The organism is Pseudomonas sp. LBUM1657, assembly GCF_059716075.1.
Genome location: NZ_CP166799.1, coordinates 545,664 through 557,679 on the forward strand (window position 1 = coordinate 545,664; position 12,016 = coordinate 557,679).

Genomic DNA, 12,016 nt, shown 5'->3' on the forward strand with positions numbered 1-12,016 from the left:
AGGTGGGAGCGGGCTTGCCCGCGAAAGCGTCAGAGCAGACAGTAAAAAAGCCCGCAGACGAGTGATCATCTGCGGGCTTCGTTGTTGCTGGGCTAGTACTTACGCCCGGCGTTCATGCATCCGCGCCAGTTGCCGCTCAAGCATCGACGGATAAGGCTCCATCAGCCGCTCTACGCAGCACGCGCCTTCCGGGCTGGCGATCGGCCGGATCCGCGCACGTTGGCGGATCAGCGCGTCGTCACTGATCTTGCGCTCCACCAGCAGCAGATTGCGGCTGTGTTGCGACAAGGCCAGGGCATCCTGAGCGGATTCGGTCAGCAGCAGGTCGATCTGGCTCAGGCCGAACAGCTCGTCGCCCAGGGTCAGGCCCAGCTGCAATTGCAGGGTGATGCCGCTGTCGGCAACTTCGATCTGCAACTGATGGCCCAGGGCCCGCAGCAGCTCACCGCAGCAGATGGCGTTGGTCAGGTAATCGTCGCCGCTGTCTTCGGTGTGGAACAGCATCAGCGTGCTGCCATCATTCAGGGTATGCAGTTCGCTCTGGTAGAGCGATGCAGCCTGATCGAGGCAATCGCGATAGCGTTTGAGCAGTTCTTCCAGGCGAGCCCGCGGCAGCCGACGCAGTTGATCCTGGGCGCCCAGTTGCACGGCCAGCACCGCACTGTGCTGTGGCAGGTTCGAAACGACAGGTTTGACGGCCGGTTTTGGCGCGTGGTCTGCCGACTCGTCGCGAAGGTCGGCGAATGGATCTTCATCGTCATCATCGTCCTCGACGGTGCTGACAATGCGCCGCGGTGCAGGCTTGAGGCCTGCCACCGGTCGAGTTTCGTCGAAGCTCGGATCCCGCAGATTGCGTACTTCGAAGGCCGGGTCGGCATCGTCGCTGTCGTCGAACTCGGGTTCCGGCACAGGCTCCGGCTCGGCTGGCTCCGGCGCGAAGTTGGCGTGCAGCTGACGCGCCAGGTCACCGACTTCATCCTGGCGCTCGGTGCCCGGGGTGTATTCGTCGATATTGCGCAGCCACACCCGCAATTGCAGCAGCGGCGTGGAGATGTGCCGACCCAGGCGCAGGCTCAAAGCCAGGGACAGGGCAAGCAGAATCGCACTCAGGATGCCCATGCTTTGCAGGCTGATGGTCATCGGCTGCTGGAACTGGTCCATGTCCAGGCTGATGCGCAGTTGCCCGGCGGTCACGTCCTGGAAGGTGATCTTGCTCTGGTACATGCCCTCGGCTTCGCCCAGCAGGCTATGCTTGGGGCGCTGACCGGCTTCGGCGAGGATGCGGTTATCCACGCTGTAGATAGCGGCGTGGGCCACCAGCTTGTTCTTGGTCAGGTTGTTGAGCAGCACGTTGAGGCTGAGGATGTCGTTGGACACCAACAGCTCCGTGGCGGACGTAGCCGTCTGGGTGGTCAGGCTTTCGCCCAGGGCATCCGCCTGCTCATGCATGGCCTGCTTGAACTGCAATCCCATCACGCAGGCGTAGATCACCAAGGCCAGAGCGACCAGGATCACGTTATGGCTGGCGATGCGCAATGCAATCGGTACACGGCGGTGGCGCAGTGCACGGAAGATCAGCAGAAAGAAGTTATCGGTTTTTACTGGCGTGGGCCGGTTCACTTGAGCTCGGCTCTTTTGTCCGTGAAGTTGACGCGCAGTATAGCGACAGGCCCTAGACCGGCAAAGCGCTCACGGTGCCCGATGGTCACTGAAAGTGGGTAGAATGCGGTTTTTTTCCACCTGCGGGGGTGCGCCTTGCGCGAAATCGTCCTGATAAACATCACGGGAGTCGACCGTCCGGGTCTGACTGCGGCCATTACCGGCGTTCTGGCCCAGGGTGGTGTGAACATTCTCGACATTGGTCAGGCGGTGATCCACGACACCCTGTCGTTCGGCATCCTGGTTGAAATTCCTGACACCGAGCAGGGCAAGTCGGTGCTCAAGGACATCCTGTTCAAGGGCTATGAGCTTGATCAGCAGGTGCGTTTCACGCCGGTGTCCGAAGAGGATTACCAGCAGTGGGTCGGCAATCAGGGCAAGAAACGCCATATCGTGACCCTGTTGACCCGCAAAGTGACCGCCGGGCAATTGCAGGCCGTGAGTTCAATCACCGCCAAATATGGCCTGAACATCGACCACATCGATCGTCTGTCCGGGCGCATGCCGCTGGACACCCCGGCCGACAAGGGCAAGGGCTGCATCGAGTTTTCCGTGCGCGGCGAGGCGGCTGATCCGCAGGCACTGCGGGCCGAATTCCTCAGTGTCGCTCAGGAACTGAACGTCGACATCGCCTTCCAGGAAGATTCGCTGTTCCGTCGCAACCGTCGTCTGGCGGTGTTCGACATGGATTCGACGCTGATCGAAGCCGAAGTCATCGACGAACTGGCCAAGGCGGCCGGTGTCGGTGATCAGGTGTCCGCCATCACTGAGCGGGCGATGGCGGGTGAGCTGGATTTCCGTGCCAGTTTCAAGGAGCGTCTGGCCTTGTTGCAAGGGCTGGACGTCAGTGTGCTGGACTCGATCGGCGCCTCGCTGCGTCTGACCGAAGGCGCCGAAACCCTGTTCGCCGAACTCAAGCGTCTGGGCTACAAGACGGCGATCCTGTCCGGTGGCTTCACTTATTTCGCCAAGCAATTACAGGCCAAACTGGGCATCGACTACGTGTTCGCCAACGAACTGGAAGTGGTCGACGGCAAGGTCACCGGTGTAGCGGTCGAGCCGATCGTCGATGCGCAGCGCAAGGCGGATTTACTGCGTGAACTGGCGCACAAGGAAGGTTTGCGTCTGGAGCAGACCATCGCCGTCGGCGACGGTGCCAACGACCTGCCAATGCTGGCAATTGCCGGGCTGGGCGTGGCGTTCCGTGCCAAGCCGCTGGTCAAGCAGTCGGCGAAACAGGCGATTTCCACCCTTGGGCTCGATGGCGTGCTTTATCTGCTGGGCTTCCGGGATCGTGACGGGCAACTCTGAGACGTGTATTGACTGACAGGGCCTCTTCGCGAGCAGGCTCGCTCCCACATTGATTTCTGTTTGACGCAGATCCAGTGTGGGAGCGGCGGCGCGACGATTCGACTTGCCCGCGAAGGCCACGCCTCGGTCTTACAGATTCACCCTCAAAGCGACTTCCACAACGAATCAAAATCATCTTCGGTGTTGACCACGCCGCTCCCCGCAGCGGCCGTCTCCAGCGAGCGGTAGGCGAACTGATTGAAACTGTTGGTGCTCGCCACCCGCCGATCCAGCCCGGCTCGACGTTCCTCTCCGTTGGTGTTGATCACCACCTTGTGACCTTCCTCAAAGGGCAGGCGAGGCGCGAGCAGGGTGGCCGGCAGATCTATCGCGCTGATGGCCGGCAGCAACAGGCCGCGCAGGTAGTGGCTGTGATCGTCACGGGTGCGCACCAGTTGCAGGCCGCAAGGCTCGGCGTAAGGCGCGACTTGCTCGATACCCATTTGCGTGCCGCCGCCACGGACCTGACGGATCCAGCGCACCACCGCGACGCTCCAGCCAAGACCGGCAGAATCCTCGATACCCACCATTTCGCCAGCCTGTAGCTCGGCAGGCACTGCGCCAGGCCAGGCCAGGCAATAACCGCCAGGACTGTGATTGATCACCGGCAACGCGTAGGTCGGGAAGTGTCGGTTGCGATCGGATGCCTCGTGGTTGTCATCGTTCTGAAGCTTGGGGTACTCGATTTCTTCATAAGGCAGCAGAGCACTGGCGTTGCCATGGGGCGCAGCATCAAAGGCATGGTGCCATTGATCTTTTTCCCGGCCCGCAGGCGCTGTTGCCGTGAATTGCGCGGGCCGGGAGCCGGGGTTCTTCAGTATGTCGCTGAAGGGGCGTTGGCCTCCCAGGTAAAAATGCAGCGCGCTCATGCCTACGCACAGACTCAAAGTGCCTTGGCCGACCGTGCGCTGGAAGCTGCGCTCGGCAGCCTGGCCCCAGGCGGCGTGCAGGTGTTGCAGCGTATCCGGGCTCAGCCCCGCCGGTACGGGCAATGGTGGTGAGCATTCGATTTTTTGCAGATGCGCTTCGATGGCGGCGACTAGCGGCTGCGGGTCGATCCCCAGCAGACTCTCCTGCTGCTCGGCGCGGAACTTCGAGCGGTAACGCGGCCCGCAGTCGATGTCCGGCGCGACGGCAAACAGTCCATCGGCCGGTTTGCCCGGTTGCAGTTTGATCCACTTGCTCCAGGGCTCCAGCACCTCGGCCACTCGGGCAATCTGGTTTTGCCGTAGTTGGTTGCAGCGGGAGGCGCCCAGCAGCAAGGCGACTATGTAAGTCTGTTCGATGCTCAGGGTGCGCGTCTGGCTGGCCAGTTCGTCACGCAGGCTCAGGTGCTGGAGTTGGTGCGTGCAGGCGATCCGATACAGCTGATGCAGTTCCAGCCACAGGCCTTCTGGCACCGGGCAATAGAGTTCAGTAGAGCGAATCAGTGGGCCGTTAAGGCAGTGAATTGCCCGTTGAAGCGCCTGGGCCAACAGCGGCGCCCGATCTTTGCTGAAGCGCGGTGTGATGCGCACGACAATTTGTTTATAGCCAATCGCCAAATGACTTTGCAGCGCCTGACACAGGTTGGCGATCTTGCGCGAACGTTCGTCGAGGACAATCGCCTGATACAGGAAATGCCGCTCCAGGTGTTTGCAAACGTAATACACCTCGGGCCGTAGCAGTTCGAGCAGTTGCAGTCGGTTATCGCTGGGCGTGAGCAGTTGATTGAGCTCGCTCAAGCCTTGATAGAGCTGGCGAGCGGTTTCGCCGATATTGGCCTTGGGTAGATTGGCGATCCAGCGCTTGAGGTCGCGCGGCGTCGCCTCACAGAATGACAGGCGCGGCTGTGTCGGGATCGGGGCGCGTAGCAGCAGGTGGGGGCTGGTTTCATTCATGCCGGATAAAAACTCCAACCGGGAAAATGGGCAGTGAATGGCCTGACTGTAGCAGTTACAGAGATCTACCGTTTGTCTGTCAGTCGAATGCCACTCGGGTGTGCTACTAATCTGACACTCGTGCGACTGGATACGCACAGTCGTACGGCCTGCTGCCTACGCAGGGCAGGTCTCTTTGTAACTTCAAGGAGATGAAGTTTATGTCTAGATATGTAGTGGCAAATCAATGGGGCGGTAGTTCTGCACCCTGGCATCCGGGCGGAGACTGGACGTTAGGCGCACGGGACAACCAGAACGTTGTCGCGATCGAGATCAAATCGGGCGATGGCGGGAAGAGCTTCACCGGCACCATGACTTACGCGGGTGAAGGTCCCATTGGCTTCAAGGCTCAGCGCACGGGCCAGAACCAGTACAACGTCGAGAATCAGTGGGGCGGCAACGATGCCCCGTGGCAACCGGGTGGCAAATGGGTCATCGGAGGCCGGGATAATCAGAACGTTGTGGCGTTGAGCGTGACCTCCAGCGATGGAGGGAAAAACCTCAGTGGCACCAATACCTACGCCAACGAAGGGCCGATCGGCTTCCGTGGACAGATAGAGTAACGGCACCACCGAAATGTCCGACCCCGCGAAGACGTTCACGGGGTTCGGATCAGGGATCAGGCTTTTGCCAGGCCCATGCCCTGGCCCATCTGCACCGGCGAACCGGCGGCCAGTTCTTCCGCCCACTTCACTTGATCTGGACCAAACAGCACGACAGCGGTCGAACCCAGCTTGAAACGCCCCAGCTCCGCGCCTTTTTCCAGGTGGATCGGTGCACGGGCAGCTTCGTCGTAGCGGAAGGTTTTCAGCTCGCGTTTCGGTGGCGTGACCAGCCCGGCCCAGACGGTTTCGATCGATGCCACGATCATCGCGCCCACCAGCACCACGGCCATCGGCCCGCGCTCGGTGTCGAAAATGCATGCCACTCGCTCGTTGCGGGCGAACAGCTCCGGCACGTTTTCAGCGGTGGTCTGGTTGACCGAGAAAATCCGGCCCGGGATGTAAACCATCTCACGCAGGGTGCCGGCCAATGGCATGTGCACGCGGTGATAATCCTTCGGCGACAGATAAATGGTCGCGAAGTCACCGCCCATGAACGGCGCGGCATTCGCGGCATCACCGCCGAGCAATTCCAGCACGCTGAAACTATGGCCCTTGGCCTGGAACACGCGGCCGTGCTCGATCGGGCCGAGCTGGCTGACCGCACCGTCGGCCGGGCTCAGGATCGCGCCTGGCGTTTCGTCCAGCGGACGAGCACCGTCTTTCAAGGCGCGGGTGAAGAACGCATTGAAGTGCTCATAAGCCGTCAGGTCTTCGACCAAAGCCTGGGACATGTCCACTTGATAACGCTTGGCGAACCAGGCGGTAAAGGCGTTCTTGAACCAGCGCACGCGGCATTCGGCGATGCAGCCGGCCAGTCGCGAAAGCAGGTGATGGGGCAGCAGGTATTGGCTGAGGATAAACAAACGCTTATTCATTGACTGTCCTTAAAAACCTTAAATCTCTACGGGCGTATCGGGATGGTTGCCCCATTCGCCCCAGGAACCGGCGTAGCCTTTGACCCGCGGATAACCGAGGGACTTGGCCACCAGATAGGTGAAGCCAGAACGATGGTGAGTCTGGCAGTGGGTAATCACTTCTTTGTCTTTGCTGATCCCGAGTTGTTCGAGGATCTGCGGCATGTCCGTGCGGATGCGCAGGTTGCGTGCCTGATCCATGCCCGCGGTCCATTCGAAATTGACCGCGCCGGGAATGTGTCCGGCCTTGGCCGCCAGGACTTTCTCGCCGGAGTATTCCAGCGGCCCGCGCGCGTCCCAGATGGCCAGGTCGGCGGCGCCGAGACGGCTTTGCAGGTACTCGCGGGTGGCGGTGGGCTCGTCGTGCAAAGTCAGGGCGACCGGGCCGCCGACCGCTGCCGGGATCTGGATTGACATAGGCAAGCCTTCTGCCAGCCAGGCCGTCAGGCCGCCGTCGACATAGTGGTAGTTTTTGTGACCGATCACATCCAGCAGCCAGATGAACCGCCCGGCCCAGCCGCCGCCTTCGTCGTCATAAACCACGTAGACCGCATCGGGGTTGTGTCCCAGTTCGCCAAACAATGCTTCGAGCGCGGCGTGCGGCGGCATCAGTCCTGGCGCCGGTGGCTGACCGAGTTGCGTGCGTTTCGGATCGACAAAACGCGCGCCCGGAATATGGCCTTCGGCATAACGGGCGCTGCTGGTCAGGTCCACCAGAATCAGTTCGCGGGCGTCGAGGCGAGGAAGCAAGTCGCTCGGTTCGATCACCAGGGCCAAGCCAGAGAAGTCAGACATGTGAGGTCTCCAGAGCACAAAAGGGAGGATTGTAGCGGGTCATTGGCCGCGATGGCTAAAGCTGTGCAGTGCCTTTTCGATGCACTGCGCGGTTTTGCCGAAGGCTTGCACGGTGATTTCCGAAAACGGCCCGCCGCCCTGGTCCGCCACGACGATCATGATCACTCGACCGTTGTTGACCAGTGAGCGCAGCAGCAGGTGTTCGCCACTGAACTGCGAACGCAGGCTGGCGGGCAAGAGTGCCGAGAATTGCGCGTTGTTGGCCGGTGTCAGGCGCACCTGGGCCTGTTGTGAAAGCAGGCGTTGGAGCACGGTGCTCTGGCTCACCAGGAAGTTAAGGCCGGCGGCTTCTTTGGGCAGCCCGAAAGTCTGGTGCACCCGCAGATTGGCATGAGTGCGGTCGGCCATCAGAATCATCACTCGACGCATGCCGCATGCAACCAGTGCGTCTCGGGCAGAGGTGGTCAAGTGCATGGCATTGGTGAAGCGGCTCGGCTCGACCAGCAATTCGGCACATTGTCTGCGCCACTTCGCGAGATCTTCGGCGGTCGGTGCCGGGGCCGGCAGCAAACCGGCGTGGATCCGGCGAATGCCCTGCGGCCAGATCAGCGATTCGGCCGGATGCCAGAGGTCTGGCATGGCGTGATGGCGAGCGCTGTTGGCGGCCTGTTGGTGCAATTGTTGTTGCACCTCGTCCATCGGCATTTGCAGGTAGAGGCTGGTCAGGTACTGCCAGCGTTCACTGTGGGGGCTGTCCCAGGCCTGTTGCGCCGACAGCGCCAGACCATTGGCCAACAGCACCGTATTGGCAGGTTGATTGAGCCAGCGGCGCAGGGTCGGATCGTCATCGAGGCGGTTCTGCTGGCGCAACGGGTGATCGCTGTCACGCGCGATGCGCAGGACTTTTACCAACTCCCGCTGTTCGGTGAGCAATAGCCGATAACCCTGCTGCACCCAGATCGGCAGGTGCCAGAGATCCACCAGCGTCAGGCAGATGTCCAGCAGGCGCACGCCGAACAATTGCTTCTCGACTTTGCGCGCCGACTCGCCTTTATGGATGACCCGCAGCTCCCATTCTTCGAGCAGCTGCGGATGGGTCAGTGCCAAAGGCCAGAGCGGCGACAGAAACAGCAGGCTGCCCCAATGGATGTCCTGCCACAGCCGCGCCAGGCGACTGGCAAAAAAACCGTTGGCCTGCTGGGTCGCGTGCTGGCTGATCAGTTGGAGCTGGCGCAACGCGACGGGGATCTGCGATTGAGGCTCGGCAGGCAGGCGGGCAAGCAGTTCTTCAGTGCGCTTCAAACCGAGGCGATTGATCGCCACCTCAAGGTTTTCAGCCGGCTCGGTCATGCTGCCATGGGTGTGCCGGTTGGCTTCGCGAATCACGCTCAAGGCCAGGGCCGGGCTGTCCTGCATCAATTCGGCGATATCGCGCAGCGAGCTACGGCTGTTGGCGATGGCCTTGCAGACACGGTCATGACTGTCTTGGGGAATCGGCAGGCGCACTCCGTCGAGAAGCTTGACCCAGCCTTCGAGAGTGGTCGGTTTTGGAGTGGGAACGTTCGTTTCGTTAGCCATGGTTGGACGCAATCATCGTCTGCATTACCTATGCCCGGAGGGGGCCAAATTGGCTTTTCGCCTGAACTGGCTATAGTCTGGCGCAGTTTTGCCGATAAGGAGAAGAAGAGATTTTTTAACTTCCGAATATGACCTTGAACCCGACTCAGTAAGTGCTCTCCTACCTATGGCTAAAATAATCGGCATCATCGTCGTATTCGCGAGCGTGCTCGGCGGATACGTGCTCTCCCACGGCAAGATTGCCGCCCTGATCCAGCCCTTCGAGGTGATGATCATCGGGGGCGCGGCCCTTGGTGCATTCCTGCAGGCCAACCCTGGCCACATGACAATGCGCGTTCTCAAGAAGTCCTTGGGCATGTTCAGTTCGCGTTTCAACCACACGTTCTACCTGGAAGTGTTGGGCCTGATCTACGAGATCCTCAACAAGAGCCGCCGCGAAGGCATGATGGCGATCGAAGGCGACATCGAAGATGCCGCCGCGAGCCCGATTTTCGCCAAGTACCCGGCGGTCCTGAAAGATGAGCGCATGACTGCGTACATCTGCGACTACTTGCGCATCATGTCCTCCGGCAACATGGCGCCCCATGAGCTCGAAGGCCTCTTCGACATGGAACTGACCAGCCTCAAGGAAGACCTGGACCACCCGTCCCACGCCGTCAACGGCATTGCCGACGCCATGCCGGGTTTCGGTATCGTCGCGGCGGTATTGGGGATCGTGGTGACCATGGCCTCTCTGGGTGAAAGCGACCAGAAAATGATCGGCCTGCACGTTGGTGCGGCGCTGGTGGGTACCTTCTTCGGTATTCTCGCCGCCTACGGTTTCTTTGGCCCGCTGGCTCACGCCCTGGCCCACGATGCCAAGGAAGAACTGAACATCTATGAAGCCATCAAGGCTTCGCTGGTCGCGTCGGCTTCCGGCATGCCGCCTTCGCTGGCGGTGGAGTTCGGCCGCAAGGTTCTGTACCCGGCGCACCGTCCAAGCTTCGCTGAGCTGGAACAAGCGGTTCGCGGTCGCTAAGTCATGGAAAACAACCAGCCGATAATCATCAAGCGCGTCAAGAAGTACGCGGCCGGGCATCACGGTGGCTCCTGGAAAATCGCCTTCGCCGACTTCGCGACGGCGATGATGGCGTTCTTCCTGGTGCTGTGGTTGCTGTCCACGGCAACGCCGGAGCAGAAGATCGCCATCGCCGGTTACTTCAAAGACCCGGTCGGTTTTTCCGAAAGCGGCACGCCGTACATCATCGACTTGGGCGGTTCGCCGACCCTGGCGCCGGAGAACACCCTCAACCCCGAGGTGAAATCCCAGCCCCAGCCGGACAAGGTAACCATCGATACCGACCAGGTAGAAGGCATGGCCGAACAGGTCGAGAAGGAACGCCTGGAACTGTTGCTGCAAGAGCTGCAAAACAAGGTGGATGAAAATCCGCAGCTGCAAAAGTTCAAGGACCAGATTCTCTTCGAGATCACCCAGGACGGCTTGCGCATCCAGATCATGGACGCCGAAAACCGGCCGATGTTCGACTCTGGCAGTGCTCGCCTGAAACCGTATTTCGAAGACATCCTGCTGGCCATGGCCGACACCATCAAAGCGGTGCCGAACAAGATCAGCATCAGCGGTCACACCGATGCCAAGCCGTACTCGACCACCGGCGATTTCGGTAACTGGGAGCTCTCGGCCAACCGTGCCAACGCGGCACGTCGTGCGCTGGTCGCCGGCAGTTATCCGGACCAACAGGTGGCGCGGGTTGTCGGATACGCCTCGTCAGCCTTGTTTGATCGCGAGAACCCGTTCAATCCGGTCAACCGCCGAATCGACATCGTCGTGCTGACCAAGAAAGCCCAGCGTGCCATCGAAGGTTCGCAAGGTGCGGAACCAGCTCCAGAAACAACGCCGACGCAAGGGCAGGGCGGCCCGGGCGAAGTGCCCGCCGATCCGAATGCGTTGCCGGCGGATAAAGAGCCGTTGCCGGCGCATGAGCTTCGTGAACGGTTGAATTTGTTCGACAACCCGGCGCCGAAACCGGGTGAACCGCCGAAGCAGTGACCCATGAAAAAGCCGACAGTGATGTCGGCTTTTTTTTGCGGCTTTCACTGGTTTGGAGGCCACTTCATTTTCAGCGTGAGCACGGTCCCTGTGGGAGCTGGCTTGCCTGCGATAGCGGCCTTATGGCTGGCGTGAATTTTTGGGTACATATCCATTTCTGCGGTAACGGCCGCCTAGGTTTCGCTTTTACAGCGAGTCACTTGGAAAAGCCCCAAGTAACCAAGGGCTCTTGCCCCTGACGTTCGGTGCCTCGCTAAGGCTCGGCATGCCCTCGCTCCGGTCCTGCTCCGTGGGCCCGCCGCCATCGGCCATCCATGGCCGGGGGCGGCTAACCCGGCATCCATGCCGGGTTGCCCACTGCGCAGAACCTCCACTCGGCCTCTCGAGGGGGCGAGCATCGCAACAGCGTCGCGAGGCGGCCTGATAGCCGACCTGATTGTTAGGTGGGTCGCGTTTGCCTGTTGGAAGCGGGTTGCTGGCGATTAGTAGCTGTAGGAACGGTCTGAAATTGCGTGGCGGGGTTCTCAGTCGTGCAGGCTTCTGCCTATAGTTTTGCCGTCGCCGACAAATCGGTGATCGACTTTAGCCGGTCGTATCAGATGATGCACAAGCGCCCGTATAATCGCGGCGCTTTTGGCTACCTGGGATCTACATGCCTATGGTGGCTGTGCGTGGGACACCTTCGGGTGTGCCGGGTCATCTGTCCGGTCGGCTAACCCGCGCACAGCTACCACCCCAATTCGTTTAGCCGCGAAAGGGTGGGAGTTTCACCTATCAGATGAGATTCAAGTCATGTCCAAATATCACCCGCTCCAAGGCAATTTCAGCGTCGGCCCGACGCTGTTCATCGACACCGAAGCCAAAGTTTCCGACCTTCTGGAAACCGCTACTCACCGAATCAAAGCCGCCCGCAATCTGCTCAACAGTGTCACGTGCCTGTGCGTCAAAGACGCCGAAGGTCACGACCTAGAGCATTTCGCCAATGCTGCGCATATGTTGTTGCAGGATGGGTGTGACGCCTTGGATGCGTTGGGCTGGAGGCTGGAAAAAGCAGCTCCCTGAAAAACAGAAAGCCGCGAGATGATCGCGGCTTTTTTGTATCTGCTGGAGGCATGCTGATCATGTTCGTGGCGTCACGAAAATGATCAA

At 60.5% G+C, this 12,016-nt stretch carries 10 protein-coding genes; 5 read left to right on the forward strand and 5 right to left on the reverse strand.

Annotated elements, in window-relative coordinates:
• Positions 1 to 99 precede the first annotated feature (99 nt).
• Positions 100 to 1,620 carry an AhpA/YtjB family protein gene (locus tag ACA055_RS02485; RefSeq protein ID WP_497682213.1) on the reverse strand — a complete coding sequence of 507 codons (1,521 nt, stop codon included), beginning with the start codon at positions 1,618 to 1,620 and terminating at the stop codon, positions 100 to 102.
• Positions 1,621 to 1,755: 135 nt separating this feature from the next.
• On the opposite strand from ACA055_RS02485, the gene serB reads away from it, so the two are divergent.
• Entirely contained in the window at positions 1,756 to 2,970 is a 1,215-nt protein-coding gene (gene serB / locus ACA055_RS02490) for a phosphoserine phosphatase SerB (protein ID WP_497682214.1), read from the forward strand.
• A gap of 143 nt (positions 2,971 to 3,113) precedes the next feature.
• Here the strand turns inward: serB and ACA055_RS02495 are convergent, their stop codons facing one another.
• The gene (locus ACA055_RS02495) at positions 3,114 to 4,889 is read right to left on the reverse strand and encodes a cyclic-di-GMP receptor FimW-related protein (RefSeq protein ID WP_497682215.1); all 1,776 of its coding nucleotides are present in this window, start codon (positions 4,887 to 4,889) and stop codon (positions 3,114 to 3,116) included.
• Positions 4,890 to 5,089: 200 nt separating this feature from the next.
• Between ACA055_RS02495 and ACA055_RS02500 the strand changes: the two genes are divergently transcribed.
• The gene (locus ACA055_RS02500; protein ID WP_497682216.1) at positions 5,090 to 5,491 is read left to right on the forward strand and encodes a lectin OAA family protein; all 402 of its coding nucleotides are present in this window, start codon (positions 5,090 to 5,092) and stop codon (positions 5,489 to 5,491) included.
• Between the two features lie 56 nt (positions 5,492 to 5,547).
• Here the strand turns inward: ACA055_RS02500 and asd are convergent, their stop codons facing one another.
• From asd to ACA055_RS02515, 3 genes are read right to left on the reverse strand one after another with little or no spacing between them, the layout of a single operon-like run.
• A complete protein-coding gene (asd, locus tag ACA055_RS02505) occupies positions 5,548 to 6,408 on the reverse strand; it encodes an archaetidylserine decarboxylase (RefSeq protein WP_046045706.1) in 861 nt (286 codons plus the stop codon).
• 18 nt (positions 6,409 to 6,426) lie between these two features.
• Positions 6,427 to 7,242, reverse strand: a complete 816-nt coding sequence (gene rhdA / locus ACA055_RS02510; protein WP_497682217.1) for a thiosulfate sulfurtransferase — start codon at positions 7,240 to 7,242, stop codon at positions 6,427 to 6,429.
• 39 nt (positions 7,243 to 7,281) lie between these two features.
• Positions 7,282 to 8,820, reverse strand: a complete 1,539-nt coding sequence (locus tag ACA055_RS02515; RefSeq protein ID WP_497682218.1) for an HDOD domain-containing protein — start codon at positions 8,818 to 8,820, stop codon at positions 7,282 to 7,284.
• A gap of 166 nt (positions 8,821 to 8,986) precedes the next feature.
• On the opposite strand from ACA055_RS02515, the gene motA reads away from it, so the two are divergent.
• From motA to ACA055_RS02530, 3 genes are all read left to right on the forward strand, one after another.
• Complete coding sequence (gene motA, locus ACA055_RS02520) at positions 8,987 to 9,838, forward strand: flagellar motor stator protein MotA (RefSeq protein ID WP_497682219.1); 852 nt, start codon at positions 8,987 to 8,989, stop codon at positions 9,836 to 9,838.
• Positions 9,839 to 9,841: 3 nt separating this feature from the next.
• Positions 9,842 to 10,867: a flagellar motor protein MotB gene (motB, locus tag ACA055_RS02525; RefSeq protein WP_497682220.1), complete on the forward strand. Its 1,026-nt coding sequence runs from the start codon at positions 9,842 to 9,844 to the stop codon at positions 10,865 to 10,867.
• A gap of 792 nt (positions 10,868 to 11,659) precedes the next feature.
• A complete protein-coding gene (locus tag ACA055_RS02530) occupies positions 11,660 to 11,929 on the forward strand; it encodes a hypothetical protein (RefSeq protein WP_083375178.1) in 270 nt (89 codons plus the stop codon).
• Positions 11,930 to 12,016 lie beyond the last annotated feature (87 nt).

Coding starts and splice junctions, on each gene's coding strand:
- ACA055_RS02495 (WP_497682215.1), bottom strand. CDS start 4,889: ATGAATGAAACCAGCCCCCACCTGCTGCTACGCGCCCCGATCCCGACA.
- ACA055_RS02500 (WP_497682216.1), top strand. CDS start 5,090: ATGTCTAGATATGTAGTGGCAAATCAATGGGGCGGTAGTTCTGCACCC.
- asd (WP_046045706.1), bottom strand. CDS start 6,408: ATGAATAAGCGTTTGTTTATCCTCAGCCAATACCTGCTGCCCCATCAC.
- rhdA (WP_497682217.1), bottom strand. CDS start 7,242: ATGTCTGACTTCTCTGGCTTGGCCCTGGTGATCGAACCGAGCGACTTG.
- ACA055_RS02515 (WP_497682218.1), bottom strand. CDS start 8,820: ATGGCTAACGAAACGAACGTTCCCACTCCAAAACCGACCACTCTCGAA.
- motA (WP_497682219.1), top strand. CDS start 8,987: ATGGCTAAAATAATCGGCATCATCGTCGTATTCGCGAGCGTGCTCGGC.
- motB (WP_497682220.1), top strand. CDS start 9,842: ATGGAAAACAACCAGCCGATAATCATCAAGCGCGTCAAGAAGTACGCG.
- ACA055_RS02530 (WP_083375178.1), top strand. CDS start 11,660: ATGTCCAAATATCACCCGCTCCAAGGCAATTTCAGCGTCGGCCCGACG.